This window comes from Streptomyces lushanensis (assembly GCF_001700515.1).
Lineage (GTDB): Bacteria > Actinomycetota > Actinomycetes > Streptomycetales > Streptomycetaceae > Streptomyces > Streptomyces lushanensis.
This window is the reverse complement of sequence record NZ_MAUD01000236.1, coordinates 1-16,466: the sequence shown is the minus strand read 5'-3', so window position 1 is coordinate 16,466 and position 16,466 is coordinate 1. Positions and strand designations below refer to the sequence as shown.

The window sequence follows — 16,466 nt, the reverse complement described above, 5'->3', positions numbered from 1 at the left end:
CCGGGAGGCGCGCCGACCAGCCGGGCCACCGAGTGCTTCTCGCCGTACTCGCTCATGTCGATGCGGACCATGGCCCGCTCGTCGTCGAAGAGGAAGTCCGCGAGCGCCTTGGCCAGTTCGGTCTTGCCGACACCGGTGGGACCGAGGAAGAGGAAGGATCCGGTGGGCCGGTCGGGGTCGGCGATCCCGGCGCGGGTACGGCGCACCGCGTCGGAGACCGCGCGTACCGCCTCCAGCTGGCCGATCAGACGCGTGCCCAGCTCCTGTTCCATACGGAGCAGCTTCTGCGTCTCGCCCTCCAGCAGCCGTCCGGCCGGGATCCCGGTCCAGGAGCCGACCACATCGGCGATGTCGTCCGGGCCGACCTCCTCCTTGACCATCGTGTCCTTGGCGGCCTCCTGCTCGGCCGCCGCGGCCTCCTTCAGCTCCCGCTCCAGGCCCGGGATCTCCCCGTACAGCAGCTTGGACGCGGTGTCGAAGTCACCGTCGCGCTGCGCGCGCTCGGCCTGGCCGCGCAGATCGTCGAGACGTTCCTTCAGCTCACCGACGCGGTTGAGGCCCTGCTTCTCCTTCTCCCAGCGGGCGTTCAGACCGCGCAGCTCCTCCTCGCGGTCGGCGAGGTCGCGGCGCAGCTTCTCCAGCCGCTGCTTGGAGGCCGGGTCGGACTCGTTCTTCAGCGCCAGTTCCTCCATCCGGAGGCGGTCGACGGCGCGCTGGAGCTCGTCGATCTCCAGCGGCGAGGAGTCGATCTCCATCCGGAGCCGCGACGCGGCCTCGTCCACCAGGTCGATGGCCTTGTCCGGGAGGAAGCGCGAGGTGATGTAACGGTCGGAGAGCGACGCGGCGGCGACCAGGGCCGCGTCCGCGATCTGCACCTTGTGGTGCGCCTCGTACCGTCCCTTGAGCCCGCGCAGGATCGCGATCGTGTCCTCGACGGTGGGCTCGGCGACCAGCACCTGCTGGAAGCGCCGCTCCAGCGCCGCGTCCTTCTCGATCCGCTCGCGGTACTCGTCCAGCGTGGTCGCGCCGACCATGCGCAGCTCACCGCGCGCCAGCATCGGCTTGAGCATGTTGCCGGCGTCCATGGCGGAGTCACCGCCGGCGCCCGCGCCCACGACGGTGTGCAGTTCGTCGATGAACGTGATGATCTGTCCGTCGCTCGCCTTGATCTCGGAGAGGACGGTCTTGAGGCGCTCCTCGAACTCACCGCGGTACTTCGCCCCGGCCACCATCGCACCGAGGTCCAGCGAAACCAGCCGCTTGTTCTTCAGCGATTCCGGCACGTCGCCCTTGACAATCCGCTGCGCGAGCCCCTCGACCACGGCGGTCTTGCCGACGCCGGGCTCACCGATCAGCACCGGATTGTTCTTCGTACGGCGTGACAGCACCTGCACCACACGCCGGATCTCCTGGTCCCGGCCGATGACCGGGTCGAGCCTGCCCTCGCGGGCGGCCGCGGTGAAATCGGTACCGAACTTCTCCAGGGCCTTGTACTGGCCCTCCGGGTCGGGTGTGGTCACCCGGCGCCCTCCCCTTGCCTTCTCGAACGCGTCCAGCAGCTTCTTCGCGCCGGCGCCCCGCCGGTCCAGCACCTCCCCGGCCTGTCCGCCCTTGGCCGCGACGCCGATGAGCAGATGCTCGGTGGAGAGATACTCGTCCCCCAGTTCCTTCGCCCGCCCCGCCGCGTCCGCGATGACGGCGAGCATCTCGCGGTTGGGCTGCGGAGGCGCGACGGTGGATCCGGTCACGCTGGGCAGTGCGGCGAGCACCCGCTCGGCACCGGAGCGTACCGCCACCTGGTCCGCTCCGACGGCGGCCAGCAGATCGGTGACGTTCTCGTTGTCCTGGCCCTCCAGCAGCGCGAGCAGCAGATGTGCGGGGGTCAGATCGGGATGGCCGGCCGCCACGGCGCGGTTGGTGGCGGCGTTGATCGCGTCCCGGCTCTTGTTGGTCAGCTCGGCGTCCACGTGCCCACTCTCCTCCTTGCCTGTCCTTGCACAGGTCGTACGTTCTCCGGCTTTGACTGAAGCAACATGCGCAAAGTTGAGTCTATTTCACTCAAGCCTGAACCGGGAGCCCGGTCCCCACCCGGTCCCGGCACGTTTCGCCCACCTGGCGCCCTAGGCTTCCGGTATGTCCATCGACGTACGCGCTCCCGGCGCCGATTTTCTCGCGTTCTGGCGCGAGCACCATGTGTGCACACTGACCACACTCCGCCCGGACGGCACTCCGCACGTGGTGCCGGTGGGGGTGACGTACGACCCGGAGGCCGGGCTCGCACGGATCATCACCAACAAACACAGCACCAAGGTCGCCAACATCCTGGCGGCCGGCCCCGAGGGCGCGCGGGTGGCGGTGTGCCAGGTCAAGCCCGGTCACTGGGCGACGCTGGAGGGCCGTGCCACGGTCCGCACGGAGGCGGGGACGGTGGCGGACGCGGTGAGCCGCTACGCGGAGCGGTACGGACGCACTCCCGCGCCCAATCCGGACCGGGTCGTCATCGAGATCGCCCTGGACCGGGCGCTCGGCCGCGTGTGAGCGGGCCCGAGGGCGTGTGAGCGGGCGCCCGGCCGTGCGTGAGCGGTGTGAGCGCGGTGAGCCGGAGCGCGGGAATCCGGAAGAGCGAAGAGGCGCGCGCCGTCGCGTGAGCACGCGCCCCGCTGGGCCGTACGGTCACGGGCCGGGGCCCGCACCGAACGCGGGCAGCACAACGGCGCCATCGTGTTTCAGGTCCACGATGGCGCCGTTGTGTGGGGGAAGCGCCGGAGCGATTTACAACGACGGGGGAATCGCTCAGGCGCTGCGGGGGGTGGCGATGGTGGTCTTGGGTTCGACCAGTTGGTGGTCCCGTTGGTCGAGGTTCACGAAGATCATGTCGTAACGGATGGCACACCGGACCGGCTGCGGAGCCCCCCGCGGCCTCCGAAGGCAGCGGTAGGCACGGACGTCCTCGTCCTCCTCGCGTACGACGACGATCGGCTCTCCGAACAGGGTGACCATCAGCGAGTCGCCACGGTGAGGAATGGCCGTGACGAGATCGATGAAGTGCCACCCCGACCGGTAGGCCGAGGCCATCTCGCGCCGGAAGACCCGGTCGTCCGGCGGGACGGTCACGCGCTCGGGTCGGCCGATGCGGGGACCCGGCCGATATGCGCCGGCGCCACGTCCGAGCCGGTGCCCTTCGGAGCGGTGTCCCAGCTGATGTCACCCGACTTCAGAACCTGGACACTCTGGACAGTGGATCCGGCAGGCGTGGAGTCCCAGCTGATGTCCCCCCCGACAGCCAGCGCGCCATAGGCCAGAGCCGCAGAGAAAGCAGTGGCAACCACCGCGCGAAGCATTCTCTTGTACATAGTCGGCTTCGTCCTCACTTGATGGATTCCTCTCCCCCGCCATGTAGACGATGTCTCACCCGGGCACGTCAACACCACCGGGACGAGGCATCATGTTCCTGTATGTTCAGGACCCTGGGGGGTGGAGATTTGCCCGCGAACGACTCAAAAACGACACATCCCCATGCCGTCACCGATATGTGTGATGACGGCAGGCGGCTTTACGCCAGTGCGCTGCGCTCCGGACGCATAGCCCGGAGCGAGGCCGCCGGGACTCCATGCCTCATGGAGTTCGCTCTTCTGCACCCCGATCCGGACGACGCCGACTGGCTTCGCCCTGTTCCGCCGTCCGCGGCGCTCGCCAAACGGCTCCATCCGATCGAGCGGGAGATCCAGGAACGCCGGCACTTCGCCGTCGAACTGACCGACTCTTTCGAGCCGTTCATGACGATCAGCGCGCAGGACCCGCCGACCACCCACGCGATCACGGTCCTGGAGGGTCTGAGCCGTATCAACGCGGCGCTCGACCTGTCCACCGCCGAGTGCCGTACGGAAGTACTGACAGTGCAGCCCGGCGGTGGCCGCAGTGAACACGCGCTGGCCGAAGCGCTGGAGCGGGGCCGCGACGTGGTCGACCGCGGCATCAGTCTGCGCACGCTGTACCAGCACACCGTCCGGCACAGCCAGGGCACGCTCGCCTACGCGGAGCGGCTGGCCGAGGGCAAGGTCGAGATCCGGACGCTGGAGGAACTCATCGAGCGTCTGATCATCTTCGACCGCACGGTCGCCTACATACCCGCGCGCTCCGACCGGCAGATCGCGCTGGAACTGCGCCATCCCGGGCTCGTCGACTATCTGGCGCAGGTCTTCGAACAGCTCTGGCGGCGTGCCACCCCGCTGACGGAGCAGGTCGCCTACGAGCCCACGCCCGACGGCATCACGGGCATCCAGCGGTCCATAGCGAAGCTGCTGGTCGAGGGGTACGTGGACGAAGCGATCGCGCGCCGGCTCGGGATGAACGTACGGACCTGCCGCGCGCACATCGCCAAGCTCGCCACGACCCTCGGCAGCGGCAGCCGCGCGCAACTCGGCTATCTGGTCGCGCAGTCGGGGATCCTCAACGAGGAGGGCTGAGGCGCCCGAGGAGCCCGCCGGGCACGGAGGGCGCACCGGGGCGCTCAGAGGCGCTGTGCGCCCCGCACGCGGGCGCACGGCGGGGAAACGGAAAGGGCCCCCACCCGATGGGTGAGGGCCCTCCAGAAGGCTCCGCACGACTCCTGAGCGCCGCCGCGCCGGCACGGCCCGTCAGCCGCTCAGTCCGTGGGCCGCTTGGGACGCCAGACCACCAGCGCGCTCGCCTGCTGCACATCCTGATACGGCACCAGATCCCGCCGGTACGAGGCGTGCACCTGTGCCTCGCGCTGCCGCATCGCCGCCGCCGCGCCGTCCACCGCCGCCGCAAGCTCGGCGACCTGGGCCCGGAGCGCCGCGGCCTCGTGCTCCAGTTCGATGATCCGCTTGATGCCGGCCAGGTTGATCCCCTCGTCCTGCGACAGCTGCTGCACCTGGCGGAGCAGCTCGATGTCACGGGCCGAGTAGCGGCGCCCACGGCCCGCGGTGCGGTCCGGGCACACCAGACCGAGGCGGTCGTACTGCCGGAGGGTCTGCGGGTGCAGCCCGGAGAGCTGGGCGGCCACCGAGATGACGTACACCGGCGTCTCCTCGGTGAGCTGGTACGGATTGCGCCGCCGGCCGTCCCTGTCCGCGCCGTTCACCGGATTCACGCTCCCTTCGCCGCCTGGAACAGCTCCGCCCGCGGATCCTCGTCCGCGGTCGCCTTGCGGTAGGCCTCCAGCGCGTCACGTGCCTGCGCGCCGAGATCCCTGGGCACCACGACCTCGACCGTGACCAGCAGGTCGCCGCGGGTGCCGTCCTTGCGTACGGCGCCCTTGCCACGGGCGCGCATCGTCCGGCCGTTGGGCGTGCCGGGGGGCAGCTTCAGGGTGACCGGAGGACCGCCCAGGGTCGGCACCTTCACCTCGCCGCCGAGCGCCGCCTCCGTGAAGGTGACGGGCACGGTGACCGTGAGATTGTCGTCCCTGCGGCCGAAGACCGGGTGGGCGTCCACATGCACGACCACGTACAGATCGCCCGCCGGGCCGCCCCGCTCGCCGGGAGCGCCCTTGCCGCGCAGCCGGATCCGCTGGCCGTCGCTGACGCCCGCCGGAATCCGGACCTGCATCGTCCGCGAGGACCTGGCGCGCCCGCTGCCCTTGCAGACCTCGCAGGGATCCTGGGCGATCAGCCCACGGCCCTTGCAGTCCACACACGGATCGGTCAGCGAGAATCCGCCGCCGCTGCCGCGCGAGACCTGTCCGGTGCCCACACAGGTCGGGCAGACCCGCGGGGTGCCGTTCTTGTCGCCCGTGCCCGTACAGGCCTTGCAGGGCGCCTGGCTGGACATCCGGAGCGGGACCGTGGCCCCGTCGACCGCCTCGGTGAAGCTGAGCGTCACCTCGGACTCGATGTCCTGGCCGCGGCGCGGCTGCGTACGCGTGCCCGTACCACCGCGGTTGAAGAGGCCGCCGAAGACATCGCCGAGCCCGCCGCCGAAGCCGCCGGCGCCGGGGCCCGTCTGCGTGCCGCCCTGGCCGCCGCCGAAGAGGTCGCCCAGGTCGAAGTTGAACGAGCCGTTGCCGCCCGCGCCGGGCCCCGGACGGAATCCGCCGTTGCCGAAGAGGGCGCGCGCCTCGTCGTACTCCTTGCGCCGCTTGGGATCGCCGAGGACGTCATTCGCCTCGGAGACCTGCTTGAAGCGCTCCTCGGCCTTGGCGTCACCCTTGTTGGCGTCCGGGTGGAACTCGCGCGCGAGCTTGCGGTACGCCTTCTTGATCTCCGCCTCGGTGGCGTCCTTGGGTACCCCGAGAACCTTGTAGTAGTCCTTCTCCACGAAGTCCTTCGTGCTCATTCCCGACGTCCCTCCTCTCCGCCACCCACACCGCTACCGCCACCGCTGCCCGGCGGTACGGCACCTCCGGGCGCCGCACCGCCGTCCGACACCGCGTCAGCCCTCGTCCGGGCCACCGCTCTCCTTGTCGTTCGCCGACTCGGCCTGCTCGTCGGCGGACTTGGGCTGGGCCCCGGGCTGGGGCTCGGCCACCGCGACCCGGGCGGGCCGGATCGTCCGCTCGCCGAACCGGTACCCAGGCTGGAGGATCGCGACGCACGTCGTCTCCGTGACATCCGGCGCGTACGAGTGCATCAGGGCCTCGTGGACCGTCGGGTCGAAGGGCTCGCCCTCCGTGCCGAACTGCTGGAGGCCCAGCTTCGCGACGACCGTCTCCAGCGACTCGGCCACCGACTTGAAGCCGCCGACCAGCTCCTCGTGGTCCCGCGCCCGGCCGATGTCGTCGAGCACGGGCAGCAGTTCGGTCAGCAGACTCGCCACGGCGATCTCCTTGACCGTGACGCGGTCGCGCTCCACCCGCCTGCGGTAGTTCTGGTACTCCGCCTGAAGGCGCTGGAGATCCGCCGTGCGCTCGTTGAGCGCCATCCGGACCTGGTCGAGCTGTGCCTTCAGGGCTACTTCCTGTACGTCCCCGGCCGGGGCCGCCGGGCGCGGCTCCTTGAGGGAGTCCGGCTCGGCGGCGCCCGGCGTGGCGTCGTCGTGGTTGGCGCCGGAGGGGACGTCGGGCTTCTCGTCGAAGCCCGGGGTCTCCTCGGTCACGCCGCACCGTCCTTCTTGGGCTTCTCGTCGTCCACGATCTCGGCGTCGACGACGTCGTCGTCGGCCTGGGCCTGTCCGGTGCCCGCGGCGCCGTCGGCACCGCCCGCGGCGGCGCCGGCCTGGGCGTCCGCGTACATCGCCTGGCCGAGCTTCTGGGAGACGGCCGCGAGCTTCTCCGTGGAGGTACGGATCTCCGCGGTGTCCTCGCCCTTGAGCTTCTCCTTCAGCTCGGAGATGGCGACCTCGACCTCGGCCTTGACGTCGCCGGGAACCTTGTCCTCGTTGTCCTTGAGGAACTTCTCCGTCTGGTAGACGAGCTGCTCGGCCTGGTTGCGCGTCTCGGCGGCCTCGCGGCGGCGGTGGTCCTCGTCCGCGTACTGCTCGGCCTCCTCGCGCATCCGGTTGACCTCGTCCCTCGGCAGCGAGGAGCCGCCGGTGACGGTCATCTTCTGCTCCTTGCCGGTGCCGAGGTCCTTCGCGGCCACGTGCATGATGCCGTTGGCGTCGATGTCGAAGGCGACCTCGATCTGCGGCACACCGCGCGGGGCCGGCGGCAGACCGGTCAGCTCGAACATCCCGAGCTTCTTGTTGTACGCCGCGATCTCACGCTCGCCCTGGTAGACCTGGATCTGCACCGACGGCTGGTTGTCCTCGGCCGTGGTGAAGATCTCCGAGCGCTTCGTCGGGATCGTCGTGTTCCGCTCGATGAGCTTGGTCATGATGCCGCCCTTGGTCTCGATACCGAGGGACAGCGGGGTCACGTCGAGGAGCAGGACGTCCTTGACCTCACCCTTGAGGACACCGGCCTGGAGCGCGGCGCCGATGGCGACGACCTCGTCCGGGTTGACGCCCTTGTTGGCCTCACGGCCGCCGGTCAGCTCCTTGACCAGTTCCGCGACGGCGGGCATACGGGTGGAACCGCCGACGAGCACCACGTGGTCGATCTCGGAGAGCTGGATGCCCGCGTCCTTGATGACGTTGTGGAACGGGGTCTTGCAGCGGTCCAGCAGATCCGCGGTGAGCTGCTGGAACTGGGCGCGCGAGATCTTCTCGTCCAGGTGCAGCGGGCCCTCGGCGGACGCCGTGATGTACGGGAGGTTGATCGTCGTCTCCGAGGACGACGACAGCTCGATCTTCGCCTTCTCCGCGGCCTCGCGCAGACGCTGGAGAGCCATCTTGTCCTTGGACAGGTCCACACCGTGGCCGTTGGCGAACTGCTTCACCAGGAAGTCGACGACACGCTGGTCCCAGTCGTCACCACCGAGGTGGTTGTCACCGTTGGTGGCCTTCACCTCGACCACGCCGTCGCCGATCTCTAGCAGCGAGACGTCGAAGGTGCCGCCGCCGAGGTCGAAGACGAGGATGGTCTGGTCGTCCTTGTCGAGCCCGTAGGCCAGGGCGGCGGCCGTCGGCTCGTTGACGATGCGGAGCACGTTGAGGCCCGCGATCTCGCCGGCCTCCTTGGTGGCCTGGCGCTCCGAGTCGTTGAAGTACGCGGGGACGGTGATCACCGCGTCGGTGACCTTCTCGCCCAGGTACGACTCGGCGTCCCGCTTCAGCTTCTGCAGCACGAAGGCCGAGATCTGCTGGGGGTTGAAGTCCTTGCCGTCCAGATTGATCTTCCAGTCGGTGCCCATGTGGCGCTTGACCGACCGGATGGTCCTGTCGACGTTCGTGACCGCCTGGCGCTTCGCGACCTCGCCGACGAGCACCTCGCCGTTCTTGGCGAAGGCGACGACGGACGGCGTGGTCCTGGCACCCTCGGCGTTGGTGATGACGGTGGGCTCGCCGCCTTCCAGAACGCTGACGACGGAGTTAGTCGTGCCCAGGTCGATGCCGACCGCACGTGCCATTTCGATTCCTCCAACTGACTTGAGTGGAACAGGCTCAAGGATGCATCACAGATCCCGGAGAGTCAAAGGACCTGAGTCGAGTCGACTCAACTAACGTGCGGATCCCTTGCGCCCGGCGGGTTGCCCCCGGCCTGCGCCCCTTCCCCATGCGATCGTTCTGTATCAAATACCTCGAATGAGTCAAAAGCCATGTAAGCCTCAAAGAATCCGGAAAGTAACAGAACGCACAGAAACGGTCAGGTGTGACCTTGAAGCGACGCATGATGTGGCGCCCGCAGCACCGCCTGGAACCCAAGCGCCTTCTGGATCTGACGCTCGGCTCGGCCCTCCTGGTGCTGGCCGCGCCGCTGCTCACGGCAGCCGCCCTCGTCCTCGCACTGTCCCGGCCGGCCAACGGCGTTTTCCTGCGTGACTACCGCACAGGACTCAACGGACGGCCCTTCATCCTGAGTTCCCTGGGCACCCGGCGATTCCGGCTGGATCTGCTCTCCCGGCTCCCCCATGTCGTACGGGGCGATCTGTCCCTGGTGGGGCCCGCGCCCCTGAAGGTCGGCTCCGCCGCCGGCGCGGCGCCGTGGCGGCAGCGCGTACGGCCGGGCCTCACGGGCCTCGCGCAGGTGCGGCGGCACTCGCCGCTGCCGTGGGACGAGGCACCGCTGCTCGACCAGCACTATGTGGAACACCACTGGCTCGGACTCGATCTGGCGATCCTCGCCCATACGCTCCCGGCGCTCTGCAAGGCGCACGAGTGGCGGCTCGCACCGCGGCTCCCCTGGAGGTCCGCGCGGCCCTCCAGGGCCTCCAGGCGTCTGCCGCGACGGCTTCCGCGACGGCTCGCCCTGCCGTACTCCCGGTCGGACGCCCACTGGCTGGGCGCCGTACGACCGGACGCGGGGCTGCCGCACGCCAGACGCGGCCAGGGGACGGGCAGACATCCGGTCGGGGCGCCGGCGGGGGCTCCCGCGGGCGCCCCCGCACCGGTGGGGGCACCGGCCGGCAAGAGGGCCACGGACAGGAGGAGGGACCCGGGTGGAAGCTGAGACCCGGGGGAAAGCCGGGGCCCGGGTGGAGAGTGAGGTCCGGGTGGAGACTGGGTACTGACCACCGAGCGACACAGATCACCGGCTCCGCCGCTACATTGCGGCGGGATAACTGGGTAACCTCAGCCACAGACCGATTAAGTTACCGCTTAGTAGTGTGCGGATTCCCGCCCTCGCAGGCCCGAGGAGCCCCCAAATGCAACTCGCCGCGATCACCGTGTCGCTGGTACTCGCCGTCGTCGGTGTCGCGCTGTTCGGCCGAGCCATCGCGCAGATCTACCGTTTCGTGAAACTCGGCCAGGCCGTCCCCGCGGGTACGCGTACGGACGAACCCGCCCAGCGCACCCTGACGGTCGCCAAGGAGTTCCTCGGTCACACCCGGATGAACCGCTGGGGCGTCGTCGGGGTGGCGCACTGGTTCGTCGCGGTCGGCTTCTTCTCGCTCGTGCTGACTCTGGTGAACGCCTTCGGGCAGCTCTTCAGGGCCGACTGGCTGCTGCCGGTCATCGGTGACTGGACCCCGTACGAGGTCTTCGTCGAGCTGATCGGTCTGCTGACGACTCTCGGCATCCTGACCCTGATCGTCGTCCGGCAGCTCTCACTGCCCGGCCGCGCCGGCCGCAAGTCACGCTTCGCGGGCTCCAACTTCGGACAGGCGTACTTCGTCGAGGCCGTCATCCTCGTCATCGGGGTGGCGATCCTCGTCCTGCGCGGGCTGGAGGGCGCGCTGCACCACGCGGACTCGTACCAGGCGGCGTATCTCGTCTCGTACCCGCTGGTCGCGGCCTTCAAGGGACTCGGTGTCGGCACCCTCCAGAATCTGGTCTACCTGGTCGCGATGATCAAGATCGGGACGTCCTTCGTCTGGATGATCACGGTCGCGCTCAAGACCGACATGGGGGTGGCCTGGCACCGCTTCCTCGCCTTCCCGAACATCTGGTTCAAGCGCGAGGCCGACGGCTCCACGGCGCTCGGCGCGCTGCCGCCGATGACCAGCGGCGGCAAGGAGATCGACTTCGAGACGGTGCTCGACGAGGAGGACGGCGAGGAAACGGTCTTCGGCGTCTCGCAGATCGAGCACTTCTCCTGGAAGGGCATCCTCGACTTCTCCACGTGTACGGAGTGCGGTCGCTGCCAGTCGCAGTGCCCGGCCTGGAACACGGGCAAGCCGCTCTCGCCCAAGCTGCTGATCATGTCGCTGCGCGACCACGCGCACGCCAAGGCGCCGTATCTGCTGGCCGGCGGCGGAAAGAGCATGGAGGGCGAGGAGAGGGCCTCCGAGGAGCAGTTGGCCGGCGTGCCGGCCGCGGCCCTCGCGGAGGCCGGGCGTCCGCTGATCGGGACGCTGGAGGAGAACGGCGTCATCGACCCGGATGTGCTCTGGTCCTGCACCACCTGCGGTGCGTGCGTGGAGCAGTGCCCGGTCGACATCGAGCACGTCGACCACATCGTCGACATGCGCCGGTACCAGGTGATGATCGAGAGCGCCTTCCCGAGCGAGGCCGGGACGATGCTCAAGAACCTGGAGAAGAAGGGCAATCCCTGGGGCCTGGCCAAGAAGCAGCGTCTGGAGTGGACGAAGGAGGTCGACTTCGAGGTACCGGTCGTCGGCAGGGACGTCGAGGACCTCACCAAGGTCGACTACCTCTACTGGGTCGGCTGCGCGGGCGCGCTGGAGGACCGGGCCAAGAAGACCACCAAGGCCTTCGCGGAGCTGCTGCACATCGCGGGCGTCTCCTTCGCGATCATGGGCGGCGACGAGAAGTGCACGGGTGACTCGGCCCGCCGGCTGGGCAACGAGCCGCTGTTCCAGCAGCTCGGCCAGGAGAACGTCGCGATGCTGAACATGGCGTTCGGCGAGGACGAGGAGGCCGAGGCGCGCGGAGAAGCCGGACAGGGCGTCGGAGCCGGAGAGGGCGCGGAGGGCGGAGAAGGCACCGGTACGCGCACGAGGCCGAAGTCCTCGAAGCGGATCGTCGCGACCTGCCCGCACTGCTTCAACACGATCGCGAACGAGTACCCGCAGCTCGGCGGTGAGTACGAGGTCATCCATCACACCCAGCTCCTCCAGCACCTCGTGGACGAGGGCAAGCTGGTGCCCGTGACGCCGGTCGAGGGACTCATCACGTACCACGATCCCTGCTATCTCGGCCGTCACAACAAGGTCTACACACCGCCGCGCGAGATCATCGCGAAGGTGCCGGGTCTGCGGAACGAGGAGATGCACCGCCACAAGGAGCGCGGCTTCTGCTGCGGCGCGGGCGGCGCGCGGATGTGGATGGAGGAGCGGATCGGCAAGCGCATCAACAACGAGCGGGTGGACGAGGCGCTTTCGCTGAATCCGGACATCGTCTCGACGGCGTGCCCGTTCTGTCTGGTGATGCTGACCGACTCCGTCAACGGGAAGAAGAACGACGGGCAGGCGAAGGAGTCGCTCCAGGTGGTGGATGTGGCGCAGCTTCTGCTCGACTCCGTACGGACGCCCGCGGGCCCGGCGGGGTCGGAGGAGCGGGAGAGCGCGCCGGAGCCGGAGCCGGTGAAGTAGCCGGTGAAGTAGCCCTGCGCGGGAGCCCGTAGCGGGTGGGAGCGGCCGGACCTGTCTGGGAGTCAGGTCCGGCTGTTTCCGTTGGGGCGCCGCCCGTACTCGTTCGCTCTCGATTGTTTTCGATTGTTCCGCCTGTTTTCGCTCTCGCTCGTTCGCTTCCGCTCGTTCGCCTTTCGTTGCGCGGCCGTACGAGAGCATCATGTGTGGCCGGCGGTCGGTGGTCGGCGGCGGCCGGTGGCCGGCGGCCGGCCATGAGGCCGGTTGGTCTTACGGAGCCGGTTGTACGGATGGGCTGTACGGGACGGATGGGGCGAGGTCGGTCGTGCGGATACGCGTCGCGAGAACTTTCTTCGCGAGAACTTTGGGGACCACCGGTGTCTGCGCCCTCGTCTGTACGGCGACGCTGCTGGCGGGATGTACGACCGGTCCCGACCGGGCCGCCGGAGGCGGGAGGGCGAAGGCAGGGAAGGGCGACACGGCCCCGTTGACGGGCCGGGCCGGTGCTGTGCGCCGTCCGGTCCCGCTCGGCCGGGGCAGCCGCCTCCCGGACGACTTCAACGGCGACGGCCACCGGGATCTCGTGCTGAACGACCTGGTCAAGGCCCCGGGCGACTCGTACGGCGACGACGCGGGCATCGGGATCGTGTACGGGACAGCCGCGGGCGGCGGCAAGGGCGCCTCGGGCACCGGGAAGACTTCCGGGGCCGGGGCGGAGGCCGGGACCGGGACCGGGACCGACGGTGATGCTGGGAGCGGGGCGGGAAGCGGCGCCGGGGCCGCGAGTGGCGCAGGGATCGATCCTGCGATTCGTCAGACCATCGGTCCGCGTACCCATGGCGCCCGTGTGGCGGGCGTGCTCCCGGCCGCCTTCGACGCCGAGGCGGCGTGCGATCTCGATCAGGACGGCTTCGGCGATCTGATCATCGCCACGGATCCGCCGTACGACGGCAACGGCATGCCCCCCGTACCGCTCCAGATCCTCTTCGGCGGCCCCACCGGACTGGGCGGCAGGGCGGTGGTCCTCCAGATCCCCGGCAAGGCGCGCTTCGGCAACGAATGGCCCGACCACCCGGTCTGCGGCGACTTCGACGGCGACGGGAAGGCGGATCTCGCGGTCACCGCGAGCGCGGGTCAGGTCAGTTTCCTGCGCGGCCCGTTCACCCGGGCCGGTGCTCCGCGCGCCGCGTCGGCGCCGATCCCCGGCGGCGGCCCGGTCCTCGAAGCGCCCGCGCCCGTGGCGGATGCCGACGGCGACGGTTACGACGACCTGGTGTACGCGGACCGCGCGCGTACACCGGGCAGGGCCGCGCGGGGCGCGCTCCTGCTCGGAGGGCCCGACGGTCCGGGGCGGCAGGGCGGCTCGTACCGTTTCAAGGCCGTGGAACTGCCGCCCGCGCCCGCGTCCCCGGGGTCGGGAGCCGGCTCGTCGGGCAAGGGGAAGACGGTCACGGACTTTCTCGTCGCCGCCGACTTCACCGGTGACCAGCGCCCGGATCTGGTGACCCGTACGCACCGCGGCGAGGCGACGGATCTGATCGCGCTGTACGGGCTGTACGGATCCGCCGACGACGCCGACGACGCCGGTGCCGCCGACGCCGGCACCCGGGCCAAGGGGGCGGCGGGGACCACCGGGACGACAGGGACGACAGGGACGACAGGGACGACAGGGACGACCCAGGGTGTGACGAAGCGTCCGTTGCTGACGTTCAGCACATCGATCTTCCTGAGGTAGACCAGCCGGGGTAGCTGGGGCAAACCCCCCAGGGTCCCCCTAAGGGATGTCACAGCTCGGCCGCAATGGCCCGCCCGTTCCGCCGCCCCCGCCGTCCCACCGGCCGAGACCAGGTACGTTCGAATGCGTGGCTGGATTCAGGATCGGACGCGGCCGGGACAACCGCACCCCGCGACAACAACCGCAGCGGCAGCGGCAGCAGCCGTACGGACGGCAGGCGACGCCGCCACCCGGTTACGGGGGCGGGCAGCACCAGGCCGCGCCTCCGTACGGGCAGCAGCAATGGCCTCCGACGAGCGGTGGCAGCGGCCAGTACGGCGGACACGGCGGGCATGGCGCACACGGCGGCGGACAGCACGGCGGCGGTGGCGGACACGGCGAGCCGGAGTACTTCGGCGACCCGTACGCCCAGCAGCCCCCGCCCTCGCCCCAGGGCAGGCCGGGCCCGCACGGCGACCCGTACGCCAACAACCCGGGCCACACCCAGGCGTTCAGCCTCGGTGACGACCCGTACGGCGACGGCTCCACGTACCACGCGGGCGGGGCCCCGGCTCCCGTCGGCCCGCGGCTGCGCTGGAAGGAACTGCTGAGCGGCATCGTGCTCCGCCCGGGCGCGACGTTCCTCCAGACGCGTGACTATCCGGTCTGGGGCCCGGCGCTGATCGTCACGTTCCTCTACGGTCTGCTGGCGCTCTTCGGCTTCGACACGGCCCGCGACGACGCCATCAACGCGACGCTGACCACCGCCATCCCGTACGTCCTGACGACGGCCGTCGCCTTCGTGCTCGGCGGTCTGATCCTGGGCGCGGTGACCCATACGCTGGCCCGCCAGCTCGGCGGCGACGGCGCCTGGCAGCCGACCGTGGGCCTCTCCATGCTGATCATGTCGATCACGGACGCGCCGCGTCTGGTCTTCGCGCTCTTCCTGGGCGGCGAGAACTCCTTCGTGCAGCTCCTCGGCTGGGCCACCTGGATCGCGTCGGGAGCGCTCTTCACGGTCATGGTGGGCAAGTCGCACGACCTGCCCTGGCCGAAGGCGCTGGGGGCGTCGGCGATCCAGCTCGTGGCGCTGCTGTCGCTGCTGAAGCTGGGCACGATCTGACGGTCGGGACCGCCGTCGCGACGGCCGGGCCGGAGGCTCGGACAGAACGGCCGCCGGGCCGAAGGCTCCGGCGGCCGGGGCTGACGGCGGGCTCGGCCGGGGCTGACGGGCTTGGCGGGACCGGCGGGCCTGGCCGGGTTGACGCGCTCGGCCGGGCGGGTCGGCCGGGGCGGCCGGGAGGGCCGGACTGATCACCGGGGGCGGGGGTTCGTCAGCCGGGACCGCGGCGTACGACGGGCGGCTGGACACTCCAGGGGAAATTGATCCAGTCGTCGGTACGCCTCCAGACGTACTCGCATTTCACGAGCGACTGGCTCTTCTCGTAGACGACCGCGCTGCGCACCTCGGCGACATGGTCCGCACAGAAGTCGCGCACCAGCTTGAGCGTCCTGCCGGTGTCGGCGACGTCGTCGGCGATGAGGACCTTCTTGTGCGAGAAGTCGACGACGTCGGGCACGGGCGCCAGCATGGCCGGCATGGCGAGGGTGGTGCCGACGCCGGTGTAGAACGCGACGTTCACCAGATGGATGTTCTTGCAGTCCAGGGCATAGGCGAGACCGCCGGCGACAAAGACGCCACCGCGCGCGATGCTGAGCACGAGGTCGGGTTCGTAACCGTCGTCGGCGATCATCTGCGCCAGCTCACGGACGGCCACGCCGAACGTCTCGTACGACAGGTTCTCCCGGCGCTCACTCATACCGGACACCGCTCCCGCCTCCGTACCGGACCCGGACCGTCACACCTGGGTCCGGTGGAAATTCAGATAGGACCGCGATGCGGTCGGCCCACGCTGTCCCTGATAGCGCGAGCCGTACCTCTCGGAGCCGTACGGGAACTCCGCGGGCGAGCTGAGCCGGAAGAGACAGAGCTGCCCGATCTTCATACCGGGCCAGAGCTTGATGGGCAGCGTCGCGAGATTCGAGAGTTCGAGCGTGACATGCCCGGAGAAACCGGGGTCGATGAAACCGGCGGTCGAATGGGTCACCAGCCCGAGCCGTCCGAGGCTGGACTTCCCCTCCAGCCGGGAGGCGATGTCGTCGGGCAGCGAGATGATCTCGTACGTCGACGCGAGAACGAACTCGCCGGGGTGCAGGATGAACGGTTCGTCCCCCTCCGGCTCGACCGTGCGCGTCAG

The 16,466-nt window shown here is 69.7% G+C and carries 14 protein-coding genes; 6 read left to right on the top strand and 8 right to left on the bottom strand.

What is annotated here, in order from left to right; translation table 11 throughout:
• The coding region (locus BFF77_RS20085) for an ATP-dependent Clp protease ATP-binding subunit (protein WP_066951745.1) at positions 1 to 1,967 on the bottom strand (1,967 nt) is incomplete at its 3' end.
• Positions 1,968 to 2,133: 166 nt separating this feature from the next.
• Between BFF77_RS20085 and BFF77_RS20080 the strand changes: the two genes are divergently transcribed.
• A complete protein-coding gene (locus BFF77_RS20080; RefSeq protein WP_066951743.1) occupies positions 2,134 to 2,538 on the top strand; it encodes a pyridoxamine 5'-phosphate oxidase family protein in 405 nt (134 codons plus the stop codon).
• 255 nt (positions 2,539 to 2,793) lie between these two features.
• Here the strand turns inward: BFF77_RS20080 and BFF77_RS20075 are convergent, their stop codons facing one another.
• Positions 2,794 to 3,114, bottom strand: a complete 321-nt coding sequence (locus BFF77_RS20075) for a Rieske (2Fe-2S) protein (RefSeq protein ID WP_066951740.1) — start codon at positions 3,112 to 3,114, stop codon at positions 2,794 to 2,796.
• Between the two features lie 341 nt (positions 3,115 to 3,455).
• On the opposite strand from BFF77_RS20075, the gene BFF77_RS20065 reads away from it, so the two are divergent.
• Positions 3,456 to 4,466, top strand: a complete 1,011-nt coding sequence (locus tag BFF77_RS20065) for a response regulator transcription factor (RefSeq protein WP_079125319.1) — start codon at positions 3,456 to 3,458, stop codon at positions 4,464 to 4,466.
• A 179-nt stretch (positions 4,467 to 4,645) separates the two neighbouring features.
• Here BFF77_RS20065 and BFF77_RS20060 read toward each other — a convergent pair whose 3' ends face one another.
• The 4 genes from BFF77_RS20060 to dnaK all read right to left on the bottom strand — a co-directional run bounded on the left by BFF77_RS20060 (position 4,646) and on the right by dnaK (position 8,912).
• On the bottom strand, positions 4,646 to 5,107 hold the full coding sequence (locus tag BFF77_RS20060; RefSeq protein WP_066951777.1) for a heat shock protein transcriptional repressor HspR: 462 nt from the start codon (positions 5,105 to 5,107) through the stop codon (positions 4,646 to 4,648).
• A 5-nt stretch (positions 5,108 to 5,112) separates the two neighbouring features.
• Positions 5,113 to 6,300, bottom strand: coding sequence for a molecular chaperone DnaJ (dnaJ, locus tag BFF77_RS20055; protein ID WP_066951733.1), 1,188 nt, complete (start codon positions 6,298 to 6,300; stop codon positions 5,113 to 5,115).
• A gap of 96 nt (positions 6,301 to 6,396) precedes the next feature.
• The gene (gene grpE / locus BFF77_RS20050; protein WP_066951731.1) at positions 6,397 to 7,059 is read right to left on the bottom strand and encodes a nucleotide exchange factor GrpE; all 663 of its coding nucleotides are present in this window, start codon (positions 7,057 to 7,059) and stop codon (positions 6,397 to 6,399) included.
• Entirely contained in the window at positions 7,056 to 8,912 is a 1,857-nt protein-coding gene (dnaK, locus tag BFF77_RS20045) for a molecular chaperone DnaK (RefSeq protein ID WP_066951728.1), read from the bottom strand. The genes grpE and dnaK overlap by 4 nt, the downstream gene beginning before the upstream one ends.
• A 248-nt stretch (positions 8,913 to 9,160) precedes the next feature.
• Here dnaK and BFF77_RS37940 point away from each other — a divergent pair, with 248 nt between their 5' ends.
• The 4 genes from BFF77_RS37940 (at position 9,161) to BFF77_RS20025 (ending at position 15,331) form a co-directional block, all read left to right on the top strand.
• On the top strand, positions 9,161 to 9,952 hold the full coding sequence (locus BFF77_RS37940) for a sugar transferase (RefSeq protein ID WP_342671244.1): 792 nt from the start codon (positions 9,161 to 9,163) through the stop codon (positions 9,950 to 9,952).
• Between the two features lie 196 nt (positions 9,953 to 10,148).
• Positions 10,149 to 12,497 (top strand): (Fe-S)-binding protein, encoded by a 2,349-nt coding sequence (locus BFF77_RS20035; protein WP_066951726.1) that lies wholly within the window; start codon positions 10,149 to 10,151, stop codon positions 12,495 to 12,497.
• 361 nt (positions 12,498 to 12,858) lie between these two features.
• Entirely contained in the window at positions 12,859 to 14,229 is a 1,371-nt protein-coding gene (locus BFF77_RS34605; protein ID WP_066951723.1) for an FG-GAP repeat domain-containing protein, read from the top strand.
• Positions 14,230 to 14,356: 127 nt separating this feature from the next.
• Positions 14,357 to 15,331, top strand: coding sequence for a Yip1 family protein (locus BFF77_RS20025; RefSeq protein ID WP_066951721.1), 975 nt, complete (start codon positions 14,357 to 14,359; stop codon positions 15,329 to 15,331).
• A gap of 211 nt (positions 15,332 to 15,542) precedes the next feature.
• Here BFF77_RS20025 and BFF77_RS20020 read toward each other — a convergent pair whose 3' ends face one another.
• Complete coding sequence (locus tag BFF77_RS20020) at positions 15,543 to 16,028, bottom strand: phosphoribosyltransferase (RefSeq protein WP_066951757.1); 486 nt, start codon at positions 16,026 to 16,028, stop codon at positions 15,543 to 15,545.
• A 39-nt stretch (positions 16,029 to 16,067) separates the two neighbouring features.
• Positions 16,068 to 16,466, bottom strand: a 399-nt coding sequence (gene dcd, locus BFF77_RS20015) for a dCTP deaminase (RefSeq protein ID WP_066951719.1), incomplete at its 5' end; no start/stop codon positions are given.

What these genes read in the sequence shown, in the direction of transcription:
- BFF77_RS20080 (WP_066951743.1), top strand. Translation starts at nt 2,134, where the DNA reads ATGTCCATCGACGTACGCGCTCCCGGCGCCGATTTTCTCGCGTTCTGG.
- BFF77_RS20065 (WP_079125319.1), top strand. Translation starts at nt 3,456, where the DNA reads ATGTTCAGGACCCTGGGGGGTGGAGATTTGCCCGCGAACGACTCAAAA.
- dnaJ (WP_066951733.1), bottom strand. Translation starts at nt 6,300, where the DNA reads ATGAGCACGAAGGACTTCGTGGAGAAGGACTACTACAAGGTTCTCGGG.
- dnaK (WP_066951728.1), bottom strand. Translation starts at nt 8,912, where the DNA reads ATGGCACGTGCGGTCGGCATCGACCTGGGCACGACTAACTCCGTCGTC.
- BFF77_RS20035 (WP_066951726.1), top strand. Translation starts at nt 10,149, where the DNA reads ATGCAACTCGCCGCGATCACCGTGTCGCTGGTACTCGCCGTCGTCGGT.
- BFF77_RS20020 (WP_066951757.1), bottom strand. Translation starts at nt 16,028, where the DNA reads ATGAGTGAGCGCCGGGAGAACCTGTCGTACGAGACGTTCGGCGTGGCC.